Genomic DNA, 23,324 nt, shown 5'->3' with positions numbered 1-23,324 from the left:
CATAACGCGTGTTAAGTTCCTACGTAATAAGGTTATTCTTTCATTTTTAATAACCGTAAACTATTTAAGATAACGAGTAAAGCTGCGCCTGTATCACTTAATACTGCAATCCAAAGCGTCAGCCAACCGGGAAAGATAAAGATTAACGCAATAGCTTTAATGATAATAGAAAACCAAATATTTTGCTTGATAACCTGTAAAGCTTTGCGACTAAGCTTTATGGTGTGCGGAAGCTTCTCTAGATTATCAGCCATGAGAACGATATCCGCTGTTTCCATTGCTGTATCTGTCCCAGCTCCGCCCATTGCGATGCCAAGGTCAGCGGTAGCAAGAGCAGGAGCATCATTAATTCCATCACCGACCATTGCGGTTTTATGACCTTCAGTCTGCAGTTTCTGAATGGCTTTTACTTTGTCTTCTGGCAAGAGGTTAGCAAAATATCGCTCTACGCCAGCTTCTTTAGCAATAGTTTTGGCAGTTCCTTCATGATCACCCGTTAGCATGACAGTTTGTTTAATACTTGTGTTTTTTAAGTTTCGTAAAGCAGATACAGTTGTGCTGCGAATGGTATCTGCTACGCTAATCACACCTAAAAGCTCTTTTTCTGTTCCTACAATAATAATCGTTTTCCCGCTTTCTTCAAAATGCTCAAGGTGAGTCTGCAAATCTTCAAAAGTAGTTCCTAGTTCAATGAACAGCTTTTTATTTCCAGCGTAATAATTAGTTCCGTTGATGGTTGCCTGAACACCTTTTCCGGTAATGCTTCTAAAGTTAGCTCCGTCTAACGTATCAACGTTTCTTTCATCCGCGTATGCCACAATCGCTTTTGCAATTGGATGATTAGAATAAGCTTCGAGGGTTTTTATAACGGCAAGTAAATCTTGTTCAGATTTCAATGCAATTACATCTGAAACAGCTGGTTTTCCTTCTGTTAGTGTTCCGGTTTTATCAAACGCAATGGCGCTTATAGAGCCGGCTTTTTCTAAAAAGGTTCCGCCTTTAATTAACACACCATTTTTTGCGGCATTGCCAATGGCTGATACAATCGCGACCGGTGTGGAAATAACTAAAGCACAAGGACACGCTACGACTAAAAGTTCAAGTCCTTTATAAAACCATTCTCCCCAAAGCCCATCAACTAAAGGTGGGAGTACCATAACAAATAAAGCTAAAATAAAGACAATAGGTGTATAAATAGCAGCGAACTTATCAATAAACGCCTGAGTAGGTGCCTTCTTTTCCTGGGCTTCTTCAACTAGATGAATAATTTTTGAAATCGTTGTATCTTTCACAAGCTTTGTTACTTTAATTTCAAGAGAGCCGTTTTCATTAATTGTGCCAGCATATACAGTATCACCAACCGTTTTATCAACGGGAATGGATTCTCCTGTAATAGGGGCTTGATTAATGCTCGAATTACCTTGGATAATTTCTCCATCTAAAGGAATACGGTCTCCTGGCTTTACGACTAGAACATCACCAATCGCGACGTCTTCAACCGCTTTTTTGATTAAAGTATGTTCATTTTTTATCCAAGCATCAGGAGGGGCTAAATTCATCAAGTTACGAATAGAGTTTCTTGTTTGTTCAATGGATCTTGTTTGAAGCATGACGCCTAAAGCAAAGAGCCAAACAACAGTAGCACCTTCTAACCATTCACCAATAATAGCTGCTCCGAGTGCAGCAACGGTCATTAAAACATTCATATCGAGTGAACGGCTTTTTATCCCGTAGTACGCACTTTTTGCGGGCTTGTAGCCGCTAATAATCATCGCGATGGCATATAAAACGTTACTTATTAATAATGGAATTCCAAAGAAAGAGCCGGTGAATCCCAATGCAATAAGTACACCAGAAGTAATTACCGGAAGCGTATTTGTTTTTTGAGAAGAAGAAACTGTTCTGCTACTCGTAATTAAGGTAGCTGTATAGCCGGCTTTTGATATTTCACGAATAATCTCTTCTGTAGGGGTGTCGTGGTCAACCTGCGCTTTTCCAGTTGAAAAGTTGACGCGAACATCTTGAACGCCAGGTATATTTTTTAAGTGATTCACAATGGTATTTGCGCATGATGCACAGTCCATTCCTTCAATTAGGTATGTCTTTGAGTTTTGGTGATGAAGAGGCTCAATGTCAAAACCAAGCTTTTCTACCTGACGTATAATTGGAGAGAATGCAGATGAATGAGCAGCGGAAACCTGTAATTTTCCCGTGCTGTAATTTAGGTTTACATCTTGAATGTCCTGTAAATTTCGTAAGCTCTTTTCGATGGTAGCAGCACACGATGGACAGTCCATTCCATAGATGCGATATGTTTCAATTTGTCCAGAGCTTGCTAGATTAATAGATTTAGAGAGTTCACTAGTACAACAAGACGAATGTGTATGATGCTTTTGTAAACTGGCACTGCTTGAACCGCAGCAGGATGCTGCTTGTGTTTCATGTTGTTCTTGGCAACAGCTTTTTTCTCCTTCATGGTTTTCTCGATCTGAATGTGCCATTTCTTTCAACTCCTCATAGTATACAAAAAGCTTAGCTCGTTACGGATGAATCGTTTGTAAACATCGTTATCACTAATTGCTTAACGTGCTCATCAGTTAACGAATAAAAGGCAAGTTTTCCTTCTTTTCGATAGCTCGCAATATCTAAATTGCGTAATAGTCTTAGGTGATGAGAAGCAGTAGCAACCGTGCATTCCACAATATTTGCTACATCACATACGCATAGTTCATCACTTTGACAAAGAGCAAGCACAATTTTTAACCGTGTTTCATCTGCTAATGCCTTGAGTGTTTTTGTGACTGCTTGAATGCTTTCAGTATGAATCGATGGCTTAATTCGATTAACTTTTTCTTCGTTGAAACAATAAATATCACAGCGATCCTTTGCCATAGAGGTCTCCCTTCATTCAAATAATCGTTTGAATATAGTATATTACAGAGATAATAAAACGTTCAAACAAATATTTGAATATAAACAAGATATGTACACAAAAAAGCACATCATGCAGCGATGATGTGCTTTTTCCGTCTCTTATTTTAGGTTCTTTTTAATATACTTGATAATCTTTCGAAGCTCTGTTACAGCAGGGCGGCCAAATGGGCCCGTTTGCTGTTGTTGGTATAGAAGCTTGCCACTTTCATCAACAAGGAAATAAGCAGGTTCACCGTGCGTTCCGTGATCTTCATATGGAGAATCTTCACTATGATAGTATACATCGAATGCTTTTAATGCCGTTAAATCTTTGTCTTGTAATATTGGGAACGTCAAATCATTTTTTTCTGCTAGTTCTTGCAAGCTTTCTTGTTGGTCCGTTGAAATCGTTAATAGATGTACGTTTTGTTCATCAAAGAAACTTTTATGTTCCTGAAAATCTTTTAATTCGCTTTCACAAACTGGACACCATGCTCCGCGGAAAAATACGATTAAATGCCAGCTTTTATGTTCCAGTTGATGCTGATCAAACGAAAATGTTTCACCTGTAATTGTTGGTAGAGTAAAGGTAGGAATTGTATCTCCTAATTGAAACTTTGCCATTATGAATCTCTCCTTTAATAAAAGTTTGAGTAACTACTTTGTAAGCTATATGTATAATACCCCGAATCCGAAGTTTGTAATCTTAAAAAATAATATTCCTTTTTATAGAAAGAGATGAAACTTTAGTAAGGTTGAGTTAGGATATAAACGGAGGAATACATAGAATCCAAAATAATAGTGAAAGGAGAACCCACGATGTACATAACGTATCATACACCAAAAGAACAAGATTTAAGCGAGTTAATGGTCATTGAAAGACTGGGCTTCACTCCTGAAGAAGCGGCAACTGAAAGCGCAATGAAAGAAAGAATCCAATTTATAGCTGATTCGTTTATCATTGCAAAAAATAAACAAGGGAAAATTACTGGATACGTCGTAGGCCCAGTCATTTCTACACGTTATTTAACGGATGATTTGTTTGAAAAAACGAACCTAAATCCAAAAGAGGGAGGCTTCCAAAGCGTACTTAGCTTAGTTGTTCATCCAGATTACCGAGGGCAAGGGATTGCTCGTAAACTATTAAAAGAGTTGGAAGCTGTGTGCGTGAACCGTAAAAGAGAAGGAATTACGCTTACTTGTTTAGAAGAACTTGTTCCTTTTTATGAAGAAAACGGTTATTATAATGAAGGAAAATCAAACTCTACCCACGCAGGTGAAGTTTGGTTTAATCTCGTAAAAGAAATGTTGTGAAAATAGAGTAGGTTCGAAGTGTGGGTTGTTTTCTATACTAGTAGTACAAATGATTTATGAATATGCAGAAATATTCACAAATATGCTCAGGAAGTATTGACAATACAGTTTCTTCTTCATACAATTGAAAATGATTATCAGAGTCATTCGAGAGGGGACAACACGGTGTTTAAGAAGAAATTTTATTACAGTATTTTTATAAGTATGCTTTTATTATCAGTTTTTTTAACAGCTTGTACTAATAGTGCCAGCGAGGTAAAAAAAGACGATAATATGTTAACGATGGCTTGGCCGAGAGATGTGGGAGAAATGAATCCACACGTATACAATCCGTCCCAATTATTTGCACAATCGATGGTATATGAACCATTAGTAAGCTATCAAGAAGGCGGGAAATTACAGCCTGAGCTTGCTGAATCTTGGGAAATATCTGAAGATGGCAAGAATTATACGTTTCACTTACGTAAAGGCGTGAAATTCTCTGATGGCACTGATTTTAATGCACAGATTGTAAAAAAGAATTTTGACGCAATTCTTGAAAATAAAGATTTACATAGCTGGTTAGGCTTTATGAACAAAATTGACCAGGTTAATGTAATTGATGACAACACGTTTCAACTATCTTTAACCGAACCTTACTATCCAACAATTCAAGAGCTAGCAGTTGTTCGACCAGTTCGCTTCTTAGGAGAAGCAGGTTTCCCTAAAGACGGAGATACGTCAAAAGGTGTTGAAAAAGAAGTGGGAACAGGGCCTTGGATTTTAGATGAATACAAAAAAGATGAATATGCAATTTATAAGCGAAATGAGAACTATTGGGGAGAGCTTCCAAAATTTGAGAAAATTAAAGTGAAAGTAATTCCTGATGCAGAAACAAGAGTGCTTGCTTTTGAAAAAGGTGAAGTAGACTTGCTCTACGGTGAAGGCTCAATTAGCTTGGATACGTTTAAACAATTAGAAGCGAATGATACCTATAAAACAAGCATTTCAGAACCTGTTGCAACAAGACAGCTTGTCATGAACACGAAAAAGGAACAGCTTGCAGATGAGCGCGTTCGTCAAGCACTACAGTATGGTTTTAATAAAGCAGCAATGGTTGAAGGCGTGACGTCAGGCGTAGAGGAGAAAGCGGATAATATTTTACCGACGAATTTTCCATATACAAAAAATCTTGACGCCAAACCAGTAGATTATGATGTGAAAAAGGCTGAAGCGTTGTTAGATGAAGCTGGATGGAAGTTACCAAAAGGAAAAGAAGTGCGAGAAAAAGACGGACAGCCACTAGAAGTGGAATTAATGTATGACTCAGCAGAGAACATTCAAAAAACAATGGCTGAAACGCTACAGGCTGAATGGGCAGCTCTTGGTGTAAAGCTAAACATTGTTGGCGTGGAGTTAGCTGAGCAAGTTCAGCGATTTAAAGGTAATGAGTTTGATATTAACTTCTTTAGTAACTATGGGGCTCCTTATGATCCTCACACATTTGTAAACGTTGTGGCTTCAGACGGTTACGGCTTTAAGGAAGCTATTTCAGCTTACCCTAACAAAGATGAGCTGATTAAACAAATGGTAGAAGTTCCAAAAACAACGGATGAAAAAGAACGACAAGAGTTATATACATCAATTCTAACATCTTTACAAGAGCAAGGGGCGATTGTACCTATCTCTTATATTAAGAAAACAGCAGTCTATCAAAAACAAGTAAAAGACTTTACTTTCCCTGCTAATCGAGATGAACATCCATTTGCAGGTATTAACATTAAACAGTAAGTAGTTAAGAGGTGTGCGTTATGGGCTATTTTATACTAAAACGAATGATGTCAATTGTTCCTGTATTTCTTTTTGTAATGCTTATTACAACTGGAATGATTCATCTTTCGTCTGTTGATCCAGCTGAAGCATATTTGGCAGCAGCCCATATCCAGCCAACAGATGAGATTTTAGAGCAAAAAAGACAAGAATTTGGATTAGATCAACCATTTTTTCTTCAATATGTACATGCAATTATCAGGATATGCCAGCTTGACTTCGGCATATCCTATCTTTCAAATCAGCCGGTTTTAGATGAAGTAATGGTCCGCTTGCCAGCTACGCTGCAGCTAGCTTTTGGAAGCTTTGTAATTGCGATCATTGTCAGCGTCCCTTTAGGGTTTATCGCTGGAATAAAGAAGAATAGTGCTGTTGACCATATCAGCCGAGTCATCTCTTTTTTCGGAGCATCTATTCCTACATTTTGGTTAGGATATATTTTAATCTTTTTCTTTTCTGTTAAGCTTGATCTGTTTCCGGTGGAAGGGATTGGAACTTGGAAGCATCTTGTGTTGCCAGCGATTACCCTTGCTATTCCGCTAATTGCTATGTATACAAGGCTACTGCGTACGAGTGTTCTAGAGAACTTAGAAGAACCCTATGTGTTATTTGCTAGAACACGAGGAATTAGTGAGAGGGTAATTATGACAAAGCACGTCTTACGGATTGCTATTTCTCCAATGATTACGGGACTTGGAATGAACCTTGGTAAGTTGCTTACAGGAACAATCATCGTTGAATCGGTCTTTTCGTGGCCTGGGTTTGGCCGCTATTTTATTGAAGCAATTTTTAATCGAGATATTCCTGTCATTCAATGCTATGTGTTAATTGCGGCTGTTTTATTTATTGTTAGTAGTTTGATTGTGGATTTAATTCAAATGTACATTGATCCTCGGATTTCAAGGAAAGAAGGATAGTAGTGATGAAGTTAGGCATTTATAAACTATTTAAATCTCAAAAGGTAATTGCAATTTGTTCGATTATATTAGGGATTCTTTTTATCACTGCTATATTCGCTCCTTTCATTGCTCCTAATGATCCAATTGCTGTTAATCTAGCTCATAAGCTTCAGTCACCGTCTTTGGAATATCCGCTTGGAACGGACCATCTAGGTCGCTGTACGTTTTCACGTCTTTTATATGGAGCGCGCATTTCATTGGGGTTTGCGACGCTTATTTTCGTTTCATCACTGGTAATAGGGTTATTGGTGGGAGCCTTTTCAGGATATAAAGGTGGTTGGATTGATCAGTTTTTAATGAGGCTATGCGACGGTATTATGGCGTTTCCAAGTCTAATTCTTGTTCTTGGACTTGTTGGTATACTTGGACCAGGACTTTCACAGGTTGTTTTTGCCTTAATCCTTGTGCAGTGGGCTTATTACGCGCGGATGTTTAGAGGAATGGTACTGAGCTTAAAAGAACAAAATTTTATTGCTGCTGCGAAAGTTAGCGGTTCATCACAATGGAAGATTATTCGAAAGCATATCATCCCAAACGTACTGCCTCCACTTGCTGTCATGGGAACACTCGAAATGGGATGGGCCATCATGGATATATCTGCAATGTCTTTTCTTGGGCTAGGAGTCCAGCCTCCAACACCAGAGTGGGGCGCAATGATTCATGAAGGAAAATCCTATATTCGAACAAACCCTGAACTAATGCTGTATCCAGGCTTAGCCATCATGCTTGTCGTGGTTACGTTTAATTTATTAGGTGAAGCTTTATCAGAGCGATATGGAAGCAAACGTCAGTTCTAAAAGGAATGAAGAAGTTGGAACATATTTTACAAGTGAAGAATTTACACGTATACAAAAAAACAGCGAGTGGCCACACTTCTTTGGTTCAAAATATTAATTTAAATCTAAAGCGTGGCGAAGTACTAGGGTTAATAGGAGAAAGTGGCTCAGGAAAAACTGTCACCAGCACAGCAATCCTACAGCTGTTTCAGCAAAAAAGCGTACATGTCGATGGGAGTATTCTTCTAAACGGTAAAGAGCTTAACGGACTGGATGAAAAAGAAATGCGTACTGTTCGTGGTAAAGAAATTGCCTTTATCATGCAAAACCCAATGAATGCTTTCACGCCGGTTTTTACAATTGGGCATCAATTTGTTGAAACGATTCGCTCTCATACAAAATGGAATAAGAAACAAGCTAGGGAGATGGCTGTAGAAGCGATGAAAGCCGTCAATTTACCTAATCCAGCCAACATTTTAAAGCAGTATCCTTTTCAGCTAAGTGGGGGCATGCTTCAGCGCGTGATGATTGCTTTTGCGGCTTGCTTAAATCCAGCTGTTATTATTGCAGATGAACCGACAACTGCTCTTGATGTTTATAATCAAAAGAAAGTATTACTTCATTTAAATAATATTCGCGCTGATTATGGGTCAGCTATTTTATTAATTTCGCATGATTTAGGCGTGATTGCTGAAATGGCTGATCAAGTAGCAGTTATGAGAAAAGGTGAAATCGTAGAACAAACAGATGTATTTAAATTATTTGATTATCCAAAGCATGAGTATACGAAGAAGCTTTTACAATCTAGACCCATGTTAAATCTAGATTAATCATTAATTCGTAAAGAGGTGAAGAAATGACTTTATTACAAGTAAATAACGTTAGCCATCGCTATAAAAGCAGGAGTTTTTTTAAAAAAGAAAGCCATTCAAGAGAAGTGCTTTCTGATATCTCATTTTCTATAGAAAAAGGAACATGTCTAGGACTGCTTGGGACAAGTGGAGCCGGTAAAAGTACGTTAGGGAAAGTAATCCTTGGCTTAGAACAGCCTGAGCATGGTGAAGTCTTATTTCAAGGTCATAATCTTTACAAAGCAGGTAAGAAAACTCATCAGCAAATTCGCCGTGATCTTCAAGTGGTGTTTCAAGATTCATATTCTTCGGTTAACCCCCGTTTAACAGCAGAACGCATTATTGCTGAACCGCTAGAAAACTACGAAAGCTTAACGATAGCACAGCAAAAGAAAGCTGTTATCGAACTGTTGGAAAGAGTAGGACTTAGTGAAAATGATTTGAAGAAATATCCTCATCAGTTTAGCGGTGGACAGCTGCAGCGAATTAATATTGCAAGGGCAATTGCATTGAAGCCAAAATTAATTGTATTAGATGAAGCGGTTAGTAGCCTGGATATGGTGACCCAAACATTAATACTAGAGCTATTGCAAGGATTAAAAGAAGACTTCCAGCTATCTTATCTTTTCATTACGCATGATATTAAAGCTGCGTATACAATCAGCGATAGAATTGGAGTATTAGAAAAAGGAAAACTAGTACAACAGTATGATTCAAAACATGAGTTTTTCACTTCGGAACATTCAGCAGTGAAAGAAATGAGAAGCTCGATTCTTGCAGAGCATCCGCGCTTTCGTTCGATTGGAACAAAAGAAAAAGCGTATGCCCATGCGTAAAAAAGCCTTGGTTTTTATAATCAAGGCTATTATCTTTGAAAAAAGGAGCGTGGCTTATTGAATTATCGTACATATCTTGCTTTAGCTATTCCACTCACCATTTCAACGATGACGACACCCTTATTAGGAGCTGTCGACACGGCCGTGGTTGGACGACTTTCAGATCCAGCGTATATTGGCGGTGTAGCAGTTGGAGCCCTTATTTTTAATACATTATACTGGCTGTTTGGTTTTTTGCGCGTTAGCACATCTGCTTTTGCAGCACAAGCTAATGGAGCCAACAGCTCTGAGCAAGGAATACTTGCATTGTCGCGTCCATTTTTAATCGCTCTAGCCGTTGGCCTTATTTTTATTATGCTACAGGTACCGATTCAGCGTGCAGCTTTGGCAATTGTGTCTCCAGATGCGGCAGTAAGCCAATTCGCAGTTGAATATTTTACAATTCGTATATGGGGAGCACCCTTTACATTAATGAACTATGTGATTTTAGGTTGGCTAATGGGAATGGCTAAAATCAAGCATTCGCTCTCGTTGCAAATTATCACGAACGTGTTAAATATGACGCTTGCCATTTTATTCGTAGAGGTTTTTTCTTTTGGCGTTAAAGGCGTTGCAGCTTCTACATTAATAGCCGAAGTCACAGCGTTTATTTTAGGACTATTAATTGTTTCTAAAGCATCTCCGTTTAAGTGGAAAACACCTTCAGTAGGTATTCTATTTGATACAGCATCTGTAAAAAAAATGTTTAATGTGAATAAAGATTTATTTATACGTACGATTTGTTTGTTAGTTGTTATTAACTTATTTACAGCTAAAGGTGCTTCGTTGGGCACGGAATTTTTAGCAGCTAACGCAGTACTATTTCAAATTCACTATATTATGGCTTATTTCTTTGATGGCTTTGCAAATGCTTCAAGTATTCTTGTTGGAAAAGCAGTAGGGTCCCAAGATCGAAGTTTGTATATCCAAACTTTATCTCTATCGAGGAAGTGGGCCGTCATTGTAGCTTTTGTAATAGCAGGAGTATACGCAGCTTTCTTAGAACCAATCGTTAAGCTCTTTACGACTTTACCCAGCGTGATTACGCTTGCGACTGAATATGGAGTATGGCTCATTTTATATCCTTTTGTGGCTTGTTTTGGGCTTGTTATGTACGGGGCATTTACTGGAGCAACATATATTGCACCAATTCGAAACTCAATGATTTATGCGATGCTTTTATACATAGGTGCACAGGTCGTTACGACGCCTATATGGCATAATCACGGGCTTTGGCTGGCGTTTATTTTATATACGGTTGGAAGGTCGGTATTTTTAGTTATGTATCTTCCTAGCTTAAATAAACGATTTTCAAGTCAGTCGAACGCAGCTTAATAAATGTTTCAAAGGGTAGAAAATTGGAAAGAAACACGCGCATCAGTTATTCTGTAAATAGAATAACTGATAGGAGGCAATATAGATGATTACAGAACAGGATATAAAGCACCTTAAGCGCTGTGTGGAATTGGCTGGAAGCGCGCTTGAAGAAGGAAACCAGCCGTTTGGTTCTATTCTAGTTTCAGAAGATGGCAACGTGCTTTTTGAAGACTATAACCGTATTTCAAGCGGTGACGATACGCAGCACCCTGAATTCTCAATCGCGCGCTATGCAGCCGAGCACTTATCAAAAGAAGAGCGAGCGCGTGCAATTGTTTATACATCAGGTGAACACTGTCCCATGTGCTCAGCTGCGCACGGTTGGGTTGGGTTAGGGAAAATTATCTATGCAAGTTCATCGAACCAGCTAGCCCAGTGGCTGCACGAGCTAAACGTTGCTCCGTCACCTGTGCGTAACCTATCGATTCAAGAAGTGGTGAAGGATATTGAAGTAGAAGGACCTGTCCCTGAATTAGCTGAGGAAGTTCGGAAGCTGCATGTGAGGCTTCATCAGAAATAATGAGAGTAAACCTGCTGAAGATGATCAGCAGGTTTTTTATTGTATATGCTGTTTCAATTAATCTTAAATTTTCGTACAATAAAAAATAGTAAGATAAAAAAGGAGAAGGTTATGTTAAAACCTATTGGTAAACACATTTATTATTTAGATCATCAGCCTGAAACGGACCGACCTTTGCTAGCAGCTGTTGTTGGGGAGAAGCACTGTCTAATGATTGATAGCGGTAATTCACCTGCTCATGCTGAACTGTTCCAAGTGGAGCTTCAAAACGTTACGGAAAAAAAGATTGATATTGTCGCGCTTACTCATTGGCACTGGGACCATACGTTTGGACTACAAGCTATTGATGCTGTAAGCGTTGCACATGATTTAACAAAAGCTAGATTAAAAGAATATCAGTCGTTTGCATGGGATAACGAGGCGCTAGATCAACGAGTGAGAGATGGAATTGAAATTGAATTTTGTCAGGAGATGATAAAAAAAGAGCTGCCTGACCGCTCTAATTTACATATTCAAACACCTGTTATTACATTTGATAAAAGCCTAGAAGTTGATTTAGGGGGCATAAGCTGCCGAATCGAGCATATTGGAGGCGACCATGCAGAAGACTCCTCAGTCATCTACATTCCAGAAGAAAAAATGGTGTTTTTAGGCGATTGTTTAAGCCCTGACTTTTATAGCGGAAGCTGGAGCTATGATTCTAGTAAGTTAGAAAAGGTTATCGAACAAGTACGCTCTTACAATGCAAACTGGTATGCAACATCTCATGATCATGTAGAAACAAAAGCTGAGCTCTTTAAATATCTCGACCAGCTACAGCAGCTATCCAAAATTGCTGAAGATTATCTGTCTGAACAAGAAATGCTTACTAAGTTTAAGGAAGAGGTACATAGAAGTCCTAATGAAGAAGAAAAAGAGCTACTGGACTATTTTCTACAAGGTAACCGAAAGAAGGAAAAGCAATGAAAGTATTAGAACTTAATCAACATGATTTGGAATTAATTGAAGCGGCTAAGCAAAAGATTACGGCACTGTATGAAGATGATAAGCATCATGTAGGAGCAGCTATTCGCTTAGCAACAGGTGAGATTATCTCTACTGTTCATATTGAAGCGTACATTGGCAGAGTGACCGTTTGTGCAGAGGCCATCGCTATTGGAAGTGCCGTTTCAAATGGGTATAAAAGCTTTGATACGATTGTAGCTGTAAGGCACCCTTATAGTGATGAAGAAGATCGAACCATTCGAGTGGTGAGCCCATGTGGAATGTGTCGCGAGCTTATTTCAGACTATGCACCAAACTGCTACGTGATATTGGAAGTAGACGGTAAATTAGTGAAAACGACAGTTGGAGAGTTACTTCCTCTTAAATATACAAGAAGATAAAAGAAGTAATGATTAATGCTCGGAAAGTCTGCTAAGTAAAAGTAGGGTTTTTTTAATGAAGAGGTTACTTTTTAGTGACTATATTACTTGGAAGTACGTACTTTTTTTATCTCTTTATACGCGTCATAATGAATACATATCTAATGAATGTGATTGTTTATAAAAGCTTATAAATGGTTAATTTACAGAATATAATCGTAAAAGGAGATGCAAACAATGAAAGAAATACTAAAAGGTAAGCTTGGATTCGGTACAGCTCCACTTGGGAACATGTACAGAAACATTCCAGAAGAAGGAGCCATAGCTACAGTAGATGCTGCATGGGAAAATGGAATTCGCTATTTTGATTCAGCACCTTTTTACGGAGCAGGATTAGCAGAAATTCGACTGGGAAAAGCACTATCACATCGAAATCGAGATGAGTATGTCTTAAGTACAAAAGTTGGACGAGTCATCTTAGACGAGTTAGAAGATCCTTCAGCTCGTGATTTTGGTGAAAAGGGTGGCTTGTTTGAATTTGGAAGGAAAAATAAAATTATTAACGACTATAGTGCAGATGCAACGCTCCGTTCCATTGAACAAAGTCTAGAACGTTTAAAGACTGATCGTATCGACTTTGTTTATATTCACGACGTAGCGCAAGATTTTTACGGAGACGAATGGCTAGCTCAATTTGAATCAGCAAGAACAGGGGCTTTTCGAGTGCTGACTCAGCTTCGTGAAGAAGGGGTTATTAAAGGTTGGGGGCTTGGTGTCAACCGTGTCGAGCCGATTGAAATAATGCTTGAATTAGAAGAAGCAAAACCAGACGTATCGCTTTTAGCTGGGCGCTACACGCTTTTAGACCACGAACGTGCACTACAACGGGTAATGCCATCAGCAGTAAAACACAACATGGCTATTGTAGTAGGGGGGCCATATAGTTCCGGAGTTCTTGCAGGTGGCACACACTTTGAATATCAACCAGCATCACCGGAGATTATAGCCAAAGTTGAAAAGATGAAAGCAATTGCTGAGCGTCATCATATTACCATTAAGTCTGCTGCTTTACAGTTTGCACTTGCAAACCCTGCAGTGTCGGCTGTTATCCCAGGAGCTAGCCGACCTGAGCGTATTTTAGAAGATAAAGAAGCATTAAATACAGCGATTCCAGCCGCTTTCTGGGAAGAAATGCGTAAAGAAAATCTTGTGGCACCACATGTACCACTACCGGCTAACTAAGTGAAAAAAACCTCATCTTTCTACTTGTGTAGAGATGAGGTTTTTTTATTTGATAGGGTGCTAATCACTCCAACATACTCTTAAAAGCATTTATATGATAAAATAATACAATTGAGCAACGCTATTTTAATGAATTAAAGATATAAGGTGATTAACTAAATGAAGGTAATTATTGCAGAAAAACCAGATCAAGGGCTAAAGCTAGCGTCGCCTTTTTCGTTTAAAAAGCGAGACGGCTATGTGGAGATTGCTCCGAATCATTTGTTTCCAGAAGGAGCATATTTAACGTGGGCAATTGGGCATTTATGTGAGCTTGTACCACCCGAAGAGTACGATCAAAAGTGGAAAAAATGGTCGCTTGATACGCTCCCGATTGTACCCACGCAGTTTCAACATCGCGTAACGAAGTCAAAGTGGAAGCAGTTTTCAATTATTAAAGATTTACTACATAGACAAGAAGTGAATGAAGTTATTATCGCAGGTGATGCTGAGCGTGAAGGGGAGGCAATCATTCGAATCATCCTAACCCTTTGTAAAAACAGGAAGCCGATGAAGCGCCTGTGGATTTCTTCGCTAACGCCAAAAGCAGTGGTAAACGGTTTTGAAAACCTGTTAGAAGAACAAGAAACAAGAGATATTTATTACGAAGCGTTAAGCCGAGCGTGTGCGGATTGGTTAATCGGAATGAACGCTTCTAGAGCATACACGCTCTTGCTTCAGAAAAAAGGAATTTCAGACGTTTTTTCGACAGGACGAGTGCAGACGCCCACGCTTGCTTTGATCGTTAAGCGCGAGCACGAAATTGAAAATTTTAAGTCTGAACCGTTTTGGGAAGTGCTGGCTACTTTTAATATGGACAACAAAATATATCACGGTAAGTGGCATAAAGACGGTGAGTCTCGCTTGACCGATGAGCAGATGGCCCATAAAATTATGCAGTTTTGTAAAGGGAAAAATGCGGTTATTGATTCCATTGAAAAAGAGCGCAAAGAGTTTCAAGCACCGTTTTTATTCAACCTTTCCTCATTACAAGCAACAGCTAATAAAATGTTCAAATACTCACCGCAAAAAACGCTTGAAATTGCGCAAAAGCTGTATGTGAAAGGGATTATCTCTTATCCAAGATCTGATTCGAGCTACGTGACAAAAGAAGAAGCGGGAATGTTCCCAGAGACGCTTGCAAAGATTAGTGAGCTTGGTGCATTTAAGGAATTTTTCCCTCTTCCTATTGAGTCCATTATGAATAATAAACGGTATGTAAACGAAAAGAAAGTCACGGATCACTATGCCATTATTCCGACAGAGCAGGTGACAGATCCAGCTAAAATGTCAGGGGAAGAATCCAACATTTATACGCTCATTGTTAAAAGATTAATTGCGGCACATTATGAGCAAGCCATTTTCGACTATACGACCATTCATACGCTCGTCGAAGGACGGGCAACGTTTATTTCAAAAGGAAAAGAGCAAATCCAAGAAGGCTGGCGCAAAGTGATTTATGGGAAGCAAAAAGAAAAAGACGCGGATGAGGATGAACAAGACCTGCCTTCACTAGAAGAAAAAGAAGAAGGAATTGTTCAGGATGTAAAGGTGAAAAACGGAAAAACACAGCCTCCAAAGCGCTATACGGAAGGTCAGCTTATTACGCTAATGAAAACAGCCGGAAAGCATTTAGATGACAATGAGCTTGTAAAAGTGTTAACAAAAACGCAGGGGCTAGGAACAGAAGCCACGCGTGCAGGAATCATTAGCGTCCTACGTGATCGCAAGTATATTGAAGTGAAGAAGAATCAGGTGTTTGCCACGAATAAAGGAAAAGTACTAATTCAATCAATCGGACCAAGTATCCTTGCATCACCTGAAATGACGGCTAAGTGGGAGCAGCGTCTTCATGAAATTGGTCAAGGAAAAGCATCTTCTCAAGAATTCATGGAACAAGTAAAGAAGCTTTCTCTTAAATTAATTGAGGATGCAAAGGAACAAAGCAACCAATGGTCGTTTGACGGCTTTGATCTCAGTGAGTTCAAGCAAACAAGAGGAAAAAAAGGTGGTAAAGGCAAAACGACTGGAACCAAAGTGGGAAGCTGTAAAAAATGCGATGGTGACATCGTTGACAAAGGAACGTTTTATGGCTGTTCTAATTATCAAAGTAATCAGTGCAGTTTTACATTTTCAAAAAAGATTCTTGGCAAAACAATTTCGCAGGCAAATGCGAAAAAGCTGTTAAAAGACGGACAAACGAACCTTATAAAAGGCTTTAAAAAAGGAGACAAAACCTTTGACGCGAAGCTTGAGCTCAAAGGAGATAAAACGCAGTTTTTGTTTGAAAAATAAATGATGAAAATTTGTTGTTTCTAAAGCTGAAGATTAAACAAAGAACGGAGCTGTCACCTAACAGCTCCGTTCTTTGTTTAATTTCTTTATAGCTTACGCGCAACAAATCGATCAATAATACGGACCGCTTCTTTAGCACCGCCGCACTCTTGAAAGCTTTGGTTAATAGACTGAATTCCTTTTGTATACTGTTCATTAGCAAGCACTTCGTTGACCGCTTTTTTGAGCGTATCTGAATTGACGTGCTCTTTTTGCAATCTGTATCCAGCATCAAGTTCGGTTAAGCGCTGGGCAACCATCGGCTGGTCTTTATCATGGGGGATAACCACCATTGGAACGTTAAAATGAATGGATTCGTTTACGCTGTTCATGCCTCCGTGCGTAATAAATACATCTGTGTGCTCAAGGACCTTTAGCTGAGGCACGTAAGCAGAAATGATAAAGTTTTCAGGTGCTTCTTTAATTTGATTCATGTCAACGCGTTCACCTGCAGCAATGACTACTTTACCATCGAAGTCTGCAAAGGCATCAATGCACATGTTGAAAAAAGCTTCAGTGTGATCAAGTACCGTGCCCATTGAGATAAACAGCACTTGTTCATTCTTTAGCAGATTGATAGGAAAGTTATCTTTATCAGCACGGTTAGGAAAAGTCGGACCAATGAAGACTTTTGATTCATCAAATTGCTCATTGTTAGGCTGGAAATATGAGCTGGTAAATACAAATGTTAAATCAGCAGTGTTGTTCATAAACTGCTGGATGTTTTCTGGCTCCACACCGTACTGCGTCTTCATTTTTTCAAGAAGATTTAGCGCTTCTTCATTTGGTTGTAAGTGAGATAGAGGCATGTTTTTGTGAAATTCCTCTGGAAATAAAAAGGAAGCTGATGAGCACACGCCAGGAATTTGTAAGTAGTCTCTTACAAGCTGGCCAGCACCAAATTTTTCGTAAAATACAAAATCAAATGTAAATTCTTCACATAATTTCTTTGTCACTTCTAACGTATCCAGGGAATTTTGAATATTCATGTTTAAAAACGTATGTAACCCTTGTGTGGAATGCGTATCAATTTCCAGTTTGCTTAACAAATCAGGCTGAAGGTGGACGGTTGCTCCTGCGCCTTCTAAGCGTTTCTTGAATTTTTTAGCTGTAATATAGTGGACGCTGTCACCTCTTTCTGTAAAGGCTTTCACAATACCGATAGTAGGATTAACATGTCCTTCTGCAGGAAAATTAACCATTAAAATGTTTGCCACTTAAACCACGGCTCCTTATCTATATACTTAAAATCTATTAGGTGCTGATTTTAAGCAAATGTAGTAAGCTCCCCATTCATAAATAAATGGTAGGCAATGGAAACATTTTTATCATACTTTTTGAAAGGGCGCAATAAATATGGCTTCTATAATAGTAATATAGTGGAAAATAGTGAAATGGATATATGAAAGCCTGTTCCAATAGTCCCTAAAAATAAAAAGGAAGACAGCAGAAATAGAAGTTGAAAGAGTAAAGTTGATTTTAATTGCGGAGGGTTCAAGGAAGTAGATAGCTAAAATTATAACCAAAACAGTAAGGGACCTACAGGCGATGATTTGTAGGTTCCTTACTGTTACCTGCTGAAAAATTAATTGGAGTTTTTTCTTCCGTAAGGCGTTCTATGCCAGTTCACTATGATAAATAGGAGAGCTATAATACATAAAGTGAAACTTAGGTATAAAGAGGATAGATCTAAATCGTTTGTATATAAACTATAGATTAGTTGAAGAAACCAATAAAATGGGTTAAACATAGCGATTATACGTACAATATCTGATTCTAAAAATAGACCTAATCCAGGAATCGATATAAGAAAAACAAATGTAATTGGCTTCAAGATGGCGAGAGCTTGTGTCTCGGTTGACGCGTAAAAGGCCATTGATAAACCAAGTACTGTGCCAAGCAAAATGCCGATAATTATGATGAACAATATCGGTACTATGTTAAAAGGAACGTTTAATATAAAGCTACATACAACAAAGTCAACTAAAGTAATGATAGAAGCGACCGTTAGTTTAGCTAAAACAGGTATAGCAGGATGAGCAGGTTGAACATGCTGTAAGTCTATTGTTTTATTTTTTCTCTCTTCAACTAGGCTAAATAACAAAATCATTCCAAAGAACAAAAATGATCCGTAAAGGTTAAAAGCATACACTTTATTAAACAATGTAGGACTAAGCTTTCCAGCTTCAATTGGTTTACCATCTAGTATTGCTGCTGCTTTTTTTACAGACTCAGGAGATTCTCTGCCATCAGTGATTAGTTTACCATTCATAAAGCCTATTTTAGTGTCTAAGTCCCTTACCTTAGTTTTCATGTCTTCATAAGAACTTACTTCATAGACCATAATTTCAGCTGGTATAGTTACAGGTTGTTTTGTATCTTTCAGTACTACAATCTTTGGCATATCTGAATATGTCTCTGTTATGCCAGAAGCACCAAAGGCAGTAAATATAGGAAAAGCGATGATAAGCCAGATTAATATATTGCGACGTGCGAGTAGTAAATCTTTTAGCATAAAAGTAAAAAAAGTATTCTTCATAACCTGAACCCTCTCTCAAACATTAACTTTTTAAAGATAAAAATACTGGCTACATAAAATATAATTGAAAATAAAAACAATCCAGTATATGAACTAGGCGCAGGACCTTCAGTTAGATATAGATAGTAATAGGTCTTAATAAAGGGTTCAAATGGATTGAATGGAATAGAATCAATATTCCATAGCGGCAAAATAGCTCTAATCATAACTGCAAAGATAAAACCTGTAACAATACTACCTACTAGCATGACAATACTTTGTTTTTTTACAATCATAGCTAACAGAACACCACTGCTAATCATTACTAGAGAAAGAATGAGGGTCAAAAATAAAAACTGTATAACAAACTCTATTTCGTTTATTCTTGGGATCACAGCCAGAAATGAAGCTATTAAAATAATAAGCAAAAGTAGTACATGTTTACTAAAGAAGTACTGGGTAATACTTCTGCTAGTTCTCATAACTTGTATCATATTTGTATCAATATCCTCGGATATTTGCATTGCAGCCATCCAGAACAAAAGATCAATTAAAATAACAACATTAAAAATGGTTAGCCATGGCATCCACTGTTCGACCCATTGAATATGTTGAAAACCAAAAGACAGAACGTTAATTCCTAAAGCCATACAAAAGATATATCCGAAAATTAAAGCTACTATATTATTTCTAATTAGCTTAATAAATTCAATTTTAATCATCATGCTTCTCCTTTTAGTCCTCGACCTACTACTTTAATGAAAATCTCTTCAAGGCTAGCTTCTTGAGAATGAATGCTGTCAAAACTCTTACTATTTATAATGTCAGTTAGCATAGTTAAATCATCTTGTTTGGAGAAAGTTTTCTTTTGTCCGTTGTGTTCAACTGTAACTACTTGTTTACCAAATCGCTTTTTATAATTTTCTGGTGTATCTAATTCAATAATCTTGCCTTTATTGAAAAAAGCAATTCGATCACATAGTTTTTCAGCTTCATTCATATCATGCGTTGTTAGAAACATGGTAGTGCCGTTTTTATTCAAGTTTAAAATAATTTCTCGTACATAAGCTGCTATTTCTGGGTCCATACCTGATGTAGGTTCATCCATGAATAGAACTTCTGGCTTTGTAACTAAAGCTCTTGCTAAAACCAGCCTTGTTTTCATACCTTTAGAATAGTCCCCAGCTTTTTTATCTTTGGATTTAAACAAGTCCATTTTCTTTAACATATCAAGAACTTCTTCTTTAGGTGTTCCATAGATTTTAGCGTGCAACATTAAGTTTTCGTATCCAGTTAATGTAGGGTACAGTACATCATTTTCAAAAGCAATTCCTATCTTCTTATAAAAAGAATATTTTACTTTAGACATATCTTGACCCAAGATAAATACTTTACCGGGTGGAGGAGAAATAAGCCTTGTTAATAGCTTAATGGTAGTGGATTTACCTGCACCACTTGGGCCTAAAAATCCAAATATTTCACCTTTTTTCACTTCAAAAGATAAATTGTTTACAGCATGACTTTTTTTGTCATAAGAATATGTTAGTTCATTTACTTCGATTGCTTTTTGCATAAAATATTTCTCCCGTTTCTTATTTTTGAAACAAATTTAACTTTTTGTTTCATTTTTTATAAATCTTATAATAATTTTGAAACAAAATCAATGATTTGTTATAATATTTTTGAGGTGAAATAAAATAATGGATGGTTTTAAAATTAGAACGGATAAAAAGAGAGAGTTAATTATTGAATCAGCTCTTGAATTGTTTAAAGTGCTATCTCCTAGAAAAGTTTCTATTCGCGATATTGCATCAAAAGCAAAGGTTTCAGTAGTTACAATCTACAATTACTTTGGAAGCAAAGAAGGATTAATGACTGAAATTGTGAGGTTTGTGCTGTTTCAACAGCTGCAACTTGCTCAAGAGATTACTAAATCTAAAGTAAAAATGGATGAAAAAATAGCTAAGCTAATCTTTACAAAAACAGAACTTCTTACTCAATTTCATCCAGAGTTTATCGAATTAATGATGAATGATCCAGCAATGAAAAAGATGATAGAAGAAGAATTTATTTCAAAGACTTATGAATTAATAATAGAGTTTATTAATGACGGTAAGCGTGAAGGTATATTTTCAAAAGAGATTCCAAATGAAATGATTATGAAAGTAATCGAACTTTACAGACAAGATATGGCTTCTAAAAGTAGCATTTTATTTAGCGGAAAAAATGTCAACGATCATGAAACCATTTTGAGGATTCTCTTATATGGTATATCAGGGTATAAAGAATAAGGTCGAAAGTCTAAATTACATTTTAATTAATATAATTAGTAAAATTAGATTTATCTTTATAATAGTTTGAGTATCTAAAAAGATTTTAAGAATGTCTTAAAGTCTTTTTTTATTTTTAACAAATCATTAAACTTGTATGATAATCCTATAAATGGTATATTTCTTTAGGCTGAGGACATTACTTATATACTGTTATGTACTTATAAAAAGATAGTAAGAGGGAGGAATTTACTATGAGTAACCATCAGGCTGCACAGGCTTCGAATGTAAAAGCTTTGCCGATTATAGCTTCGTTTCTGATCGCTGGGTTCATCGGATTATTCAGTGAAACGGCTTTAAATATGGCTCTGCGTGACTTAATTATTGGCTTTGGTATTCATGAGACAACGGCACAGTGGCTTACAACAGGATACTTATTAACGCTTGGTATTTTAGTACCAATTTCAGGTTTCATTCTTCAATGGTTTACAACGAGACAGCTATTTATTGCGTCACTCATTTTTTCCATTATTGGCACGTTTATTGCAGCAATCGCACCAACATTTAGCGTGTTAATGATTGCTCGCGTGGTGCAGGCCATTGGAACAGCACTTCTTTTACCCCTAATGTTTAATACGATTTTGGTCATTATTCCGCCTCATAAGCGTGGAAGAGCGATGGGGATTATCGGTCTTGTAATTATGTTTGCACCAGCGGTTGGTCCAACAGTATCAGGGTTGATTTTAAAAACACTTACTTGGCACTGGATCTTCTGGATTTCACTGCCATTACTGCTTGTGGCATTAGTGTTTGGAGCATTTTTTATGCAAAACGTTACAACACCAACAAAGCCAAAAATTGATATTCTGTCCATTATTCTTTCAACCATTGGCTTTGGTGGGATTGTGTACGGCTTTAGCAGCGCTGGAGAAGGCGGGGGCTGGGGAAGTACCGAAGTAATTATCGCGCTTGTTGTTGGAATTTTAGGATTGGTAGTCTTTTCAATTCGTCAAGTAAAGATGAAAGAGCCAATGCTTGATTTAACAGCATTTAAGTACCCAATGTTTGTTGTTGGTCTTCTCTTAATTTTAGTTTCGATGATGGTTATTTTGTCATCCATGATGATTTTACCATTATACTTGCAAACATCACTAGCTCTATCAACATTTGCAGCCGGATTGATGCTTCTTCCAGGAGGAATTGTGAACGGACTTCTTTCACCTGTAATGGGTGGGCTATTCGACCGTTTTGGCCCTAAGTGGTTAGTTATTCCTGGTCTTATCATTGTAGTAGCGACAATGTTTGGCTTTTCAACGATTTCACTTGAAACGTCAACATCGCTTATTGTTGCTTTGCATATTGCTCTTATGATTGGCGTTTCCATGATTATGATGCCGGCTCAAACAAATGGTTTAAACGAGCTGCCACCAGAGCTTTACCCACACGGTACAGCAATTATGAATACGCTGCAGCAAGTAGCCGGTGCAGTAGGAACAGCGGTTGCAATTTCAATTTTATCGTCAGGTTCTAGAAGCTTTATGGAATCTGTATCAGACCCAACAGATCCATTAAATGCAGTGCTTGCGTTTACCAAGGGTGTTCAAAACGCCTTTATCTTTGGTGCAATCGTGGCTGTTGTTGGTTTGATTATTTCGTTCTTTATTAAGCGAATTATTGTAGATAACCAAGAGCAAGCACATTAAGATAACGAAAAGAGTGGTTCTAGATTGAACTGCTCTTTTTTTATTTTTATAAAAGTAAAAAAATGATTAAAATTCAAGTATATGTAAAGAGGAAGTTGCGTGTACAAAAAGACAATGAGTATGGGGTTGGAAAGTTTGAGCAAGTGTACAATCAAGCAGGCTTAGAAGAAGTGTTGAAAAAGGTTTACGGTAAAAACCTTGAAGAGTTAGAAAAAGAGTGGTTTCATTATATTTATACAGATGTAAAGGAAATAAATATGGAAGAAAAAATGAAGTCAAGGTTTTTCTATTACTTACAAGCAGGCTTAAAAGATTTAAAACCAGGAGAATTTAAGGAGTAAAGCGGACAGGAAGCTAGGTTTAATGACCTAGCTTCCTTTATTTATGAAAAGAAAATGAAATTTTATACACTGTTGACACTATTTAGAAAGCGAGTTATAATCCTTGTTATTGAAAATAG

General features: G+C 37.6%; 22 protein-coding genes. 15 read left to right on the top strand and 7 right to left on the bottom strand.

Going from position 1 to position 23,324, the window contains the following annotated elements; genetic code table 11:
- Window positions 1-32 precede the first annotated feature (32 nt).
- The 3 genes from EPL02_RS02350 to EPL02_RS02340 form a co-directional block, all read right to left on the bottom strand.
- A complete protein-coding gene (locus tag EPL02_RS02350; protein WP_131886916.1) occupies window positions 33-2,501 on the bottom strand; it encodes a heavy metal translocating P-type ATPase in 2,469 nt (822 codons plus the stop codon).
- A gap of 31 nt (window positions 2,502-2,532) precedes the next feature.
- Entirely contained in the window at window positions 2,533-2,892 is a 360-nt protein-coding gene (locus tag EPL02_RS02345; RefSeq protein WP_094909698.1) for an ArsR/SmtB family transcription factor, read from the bottom strand.
- A 141-nt stretch (window positions 2,893-3,033) separates the two neighbouring features.
- Window positions 3,034-3,537, bottom strand: coding sequence for a peroxiredoxin family protein (locus tag EPL02_RS02340; protein ID WP_131886915.1), 504 nt, complete (start codon window positions 3,535-3,537; stop codon window positions 3,034-3,036).
- A 195-nt stretch (window positions 3,538-3,732) separates the two neighbouring features.
- Here EPL02_RS02340 and EPL02_RS02335 point away from each other — a divergent pair, with 195 nt between their 5' ends.
- From EPL02_RS02335 to EPL02_RS02280, 12 genes are all read left to right on the top strand, one after another.
- Window positions 3,733-4,227, top strand: coding sequence for a GNAT family N-acetyltransferase (locus EPL02_RS02335; RefSeq protein ID WP_131886914.1), 495 nt, complete (start codon window positions 3,733-3,735; stop codon window positions 4,225-4,227).
- A 204-nt stretch (window positions 4,228-4,431) separates the two neighbouring features.
- Entirely contained in the window at window positions 4,432-5,997 is a 1,566-nt protein-coding gene (gene nikA / locus EPL02_RS02330) for a nickel ABC transporter substrate-binding protein (RefSeq protein WP_131887137.1), read from the top strand.
- 20 nt (window positions 5,998-6,017) lie between these two features.
- Window positions 6,018-6,953: a nickel ABC transporter permease subunit NikB gene (gene nikB / locus EPL02_RS02325; protein ID WP_078989927.1), complete on the top strand. Its 936-nt coding sequence runs from the start codon at window positions 6,018-6,020 to the stop codon at window positions 6,951-6,953.
- 5 nt (window positions 6,954-6,958) lie between these two features.
- Complete coding sequence (gene nikC / locus EPL02_RS02320) at window positions 6,959-7,792, top strand: nickel ABC transporter permease subunit NikC (RefSeq protein WP_094910148.1); 834 nt, start codon at window positions 6,959-6,961, stop codon at window positions 7,790-7,792.
- Window positions 7,793-7,797: 5 nt separating this feature from the next.
- Window positions 7,798-8,601 carry a nickel import ATP-binding protein NikD gene (nikD, locus tag EPL02_RS02315; RefSeq protein WP_094909701.1) on the top strand — a complete coding sequence of 268 codons (804 nt, stop codon included), beginning with the start codon at window positions 7,798-7,800 and terminating at the stop codon, window positions 8,599-8,601.
- 26 nt (window positions 8,602-8,627) lie between these two features.
- A complete protein-coding gene (gene nikE, locus EPL02_RS02310) occupies window positions 8,628-9,458 on the top strand; it encodes a nickel import ATP-binding protein NikE (protein WP_094909702.1) in 831 nt (276 codons plus the stop codon).
- A gap of 57 nt (window positions 9,459-9,515) precedes the next feature.
- Complete coding sequence (locus tag EPL02_RS02305; protein ID WP_131886913.1) at window positions 9,516-10,832, top strand: MATE family efflux transporter; 1,317 nt, start codon at window positions 9,516-9,518, stop codon at window positions 10,830-10,832.
- A gap of 85 nt (window positions 10,833-10,917) precedes the next feature.
- On the top strand, window positions 10,918-11,394 hold the full coding sequence (locus EPL02_RS02300) for a nucleoside deaminase (RefSeq protein ID WP_131886912.1): 477 nt from the start codon (window positions 10,918-10,920) through the stop codon (window positions 11,392-11,394).
- A 111-nt stretch (window positions 11,395-11,505) separates the two neighbouring features.
- Entirely contained in the window at window positions 11,506-12,360 is an 855-nt protein-coding gene (locus EPL02_RS02295; RefSeq protein WP_025907664.1) for an MBL fold metallo-hydrolase, read from the top strand.
- On the top strand, window positions 12,357-12,779 hold the full coding sequence (locus tag EPL02_RS02290; protein ID WP_094909705.1) for a cytidine deaminase: 423 nt from the start codon (window positions 12,357-12,359) through the stop codon (window positions 12,777-12,779). The genes EPL02_RS02295 and EPL02_RS02290 overlap by 4 nt, the downstream gene beginning before the upstream one ends.
- A gap of 216 nt (window positions 12,780-12,995) precedes the next feature.
- Complete coding sequence (locus EPL02_RS02285; RefSeq protein WP_094909706.1) at window positions 12,996-14,000, top strand: aldo/keto reductase; 1,005 nt, start codon at window positions 12,996-12,998, stop codon at window positions 13,998-14,000.
- A gap of 159 nt (window positions 14,001-14,159) precedes the next feature.
- Complete coding sequence (locus EPL02_RS02280) at window positions 14,160-16,334, top strand: DNA topoisomerase III (RefSeq protein ID WP_131886911.1); 2,175 nt, start codon at window positions 14,160-14,162, stop codon at window positions 16,332-16,334.
- An 86-nt stretch (window positions 16,335-16,420) separates the two neighbouring features.
- Here the strand turns inward: EPL02_RS02280 and EPL02_RS02275 are convergent, their stop codons facing one another.
- The 4 genes from EPL02_RS02275 to EPL02_RS02260 all read right to left on the bottom strand — a co-directional run bounded on the left by EPL02_RS02275 (window position 16,421) and on the right by EPL02_RS02260 (window position 20,464).
- Complete coding sequence (locus EPL02_RS02275) at window positions 16,421-17,590, bottom strand: macrolide family glycosyltransferase (protein ID WP_131886910.1); 1,170 nt, start codon at window positions 17,588-17,590, stop codon at window positions 16,421-16,423.
- A gap of 368 nt (window positions 17,591-17,958) precedes the next feature.
- On the bottom strand, window positions 17,959-18,912 hold the full coding sequence (locus EPL02_RS02270) for an ABC transporter permease (protein ID WP_131886909.1): 954 nt from the start codon (window positions 18,910-18,912) through the stop codon (window positions 17,959-17,961).
- The gene (locus EPL02_RS02265; RefSeq protein ID WP_131886908.1) at window positions 18,909-19,613 is read right to left on the bottom strand and encodes a hypothetical protein; all 705 of its coding nucleotides are present in this window, start codon (window positions 19,611-19,613) and stop codon (window positions 18,909-18,911) included. Before EPL02_RS02265 ends, EPL02_RS02270 begins: the two co-directional genes overlap by 4 nt.
- A complete protein-coding gene (locus tag EPL02_RS02260; RefSeq protein ID WP_131886907.1) occupies window positions 19,613-20,464 on the bottom strand; it encodes an ABC transporter ATP-binding protein in 852 nt (283 codons plus the stop codon). The genes EPL02_RS02265 and EPL02_RS02260 overlap by 1 nt, the downstream gene beginning before the upstream one ends.
- Window positions 20,465-20,591: 127 nt before the next feature.
- Here EPL02_RS02260 and EPL02_RS02255 point away from each other — a divergent pair, with 127 nt between their 5' ends.
- The 3 genes from EPL02_RS02255 (at window position 20,592) to EPL02_RS02245 (ending at window position 23,205) form a co-directional block, all read left to right on the top strand.
- Window positions 20,592-21,182 (top strand): TetR/AcrR family transcriptional regulator, encoded by a 591-nt coding sequence (locus tag EPL02_RS02255; protein WP_131886906.1) that lies wholly within the window; start codon window positions 20,592-20,594, stop codon window positions 21,180-21,182.
- 233 nt (window positions 21,183-21,415) lie between these two features.
- On the top strand, window positions 21,416-22,864 hold the full coding sequence (locus tag EPL02_RS02250; protein ID WP_131886905.1) for a DHA2 family efflux MFS transporter permease subunit: 1,449 nt from the start codon (window positions 21,416-21,418) through the stop codon (window positions 22,862-22,864).
- 62 nt (window positions 22,865-22,926) lie between these two features.
- Window positions 22,927-23,205, top strand: coding sequence for a hypothetical protein (locus EPL02_RS02245; protein WP_131886904.1), 279 nt, complete (start codon window positions 22,927-22,929; stop codon window positions 23,203-23,205).
- Window positions 23,206-23,324 lie beyond the last annotated feature (119 nt).

The organism is Bacillus sp. CBEL-1, assembly GCF_004348885.1.
Classification (GTDB): Bacteria; Bacillota; Bacilli; order Bacillales; family Bacillaceae_H; genus Priestia; species Priestia aryabhattai_A.
Note: the sequence above shows the minus strand (reverse complement) of the source record. Positions and strands in the feature narration are given on the sequence as shown.

What these genes read in the sequence shown, in the direction of transcription:
- nikE (WP_094909702.1), top strand. Translation starts at nt 8,628, where the DNA reads ATGACTTTATTACAAGTAAATAACGTTAGCCATCGCTATAAAAGCAGG.
- EPL02_RS02280 (WP_131886911.1), top strand. Translation starts at nt 14,160, where the DNA reads ATGAAGGTAATTATTGCAGAAAAACCAGATCAAGGGCTAAAGCTAGCG.
- EPL02_RS02335 (WP_131886914.1), top strand. Translation starts at nt 3,733, where the DNA reads ATGTACATAACGTATCATACACCAAAAGAACAAGATTTAAGCGAGTTA.
- EPL02_RS02255 (WP_131886906.1), top strand. Translation starts at nt 20,592, where the DNA reads ATGGATGGTTTTAAAATTAGAACGGATAAAAAGAGAGAGTTAATTATT.
- EPL02_RS02260 (WP_131886907.1), bottom strand. Translation starts at nt 20,464, where the DNA reads ATGCAAAAAGCAATCGAAGTAAATGAACTAACATATTCTTATGACAAA.
- EPL02_RS02340 (WP_131886915.1), bottom strand. Translation starts at nt 3,537, where the DNA reads ATGGCAAAGTTTCAATTAGGAGATACAATTCCTACCTTTACTCTACCA.
- nikB (WP_078989927.1), top strand. Translation starts at nt 6,018, where the DNA reads ATGGGCTATTTTATACTAAAACGAATGATGTCAATTGTTCCTGTATTT.
- nikA (WP_131887137.1), top strand. Translation starts at nt 4,432, where the DNA reads ATGCTTTTATTATCAGTTTTTTTAACAGCTTGTACTAATAGTGCCAGC.
- nikC (WP_094910148.1), top strand. Translation starts at nt 6,959, where the DNA reads ATGAAGTTAGGCATTTATAAACTATTTAAATCTCAAAAGGTAATTGCA.
- EPL02_RS02250 (WP_131886905.1), top strand. Translation starts at nt 21,416, where the DNA reads ATGAGTAACCATCAGGCTGCACAGGCTTCGAATGTAAAAGCTTTGCCG.
- EPL02_RS02285 (WP_094909706.1), top strand. Translation starts at nt 12,996, where the DNA reads ATGAAAGAAATACTAAAAGGTAAGCTTGGATTCGGTACAGCTCCACTT.
- EPL02_RS02270 (WP_131886909.1), bottom strand. Translation starts at nt 18,912, where the DNA reads ATGAAGAATACTTTTTTTACTTTTATGCTAAAAGATTTACTACTCGCA.
- nikD (WP_094909701.1), top strand. Translation starts at nt 7,798, where the DNA reads ATGAAGAAGTTGGAACATATTTTACAAGTGAAGAATTTACACGTATAC.
- EPL02_RS02245 (WP_131886904.1), top strand. Translation starts at nt 22,927, where the DNA reads ATGATTAAAATTCAAGTATATGTAAAGAGGAAGTTGCGTGTACAAAAA.
- EPL02_RS02345 (WP_094909698.1), bottom strand. Translation starts at nt 2,892, where the DNA reads ATGGCAAAGGATCGCTGTGATATTTATTGTTTCAACGAAGAAAAAGTT.
- EPL02_RS02265 (WP_131886908.1), bottom strand. Translation starts at nt 19,613, where the DNA reads ATGATTAAAATTGAATTTATTAAGCTAATTAGAAATAATATAGTAGCT.
- EPL02_RS02350 (WP_131886916.1), bottom strand. Translation starts at nt 2,501, where the DNA reads ATGGCACATTCAGATCGAGAAAACCATGAAGGAGAAAAAAGCTGTTGC.
- EPL02_RS02290 (WP_094909705.1), top strand. Translation starts at nt 12,357, where the DNA reads ATGAAAGTATTAGAACTTAATCAACATGATTTGGAATTAATTGAAGCG.
- EPL02_RS02295 (WP_025907664.1), top strand. Translation starts at nt 11,506, where the DNA reads ATGTTAAAACCTATTGGTAAACACATTTATTATTTAGATCATCAGCCT.
- EPL02_RS02300 (WP_131886912.1), top strand. Translation starts at nt 10,918, where the DNA reads ATGATTACAGAACAGGATATAAAGCACCTTAAGCGCTGTGTGGAATTG.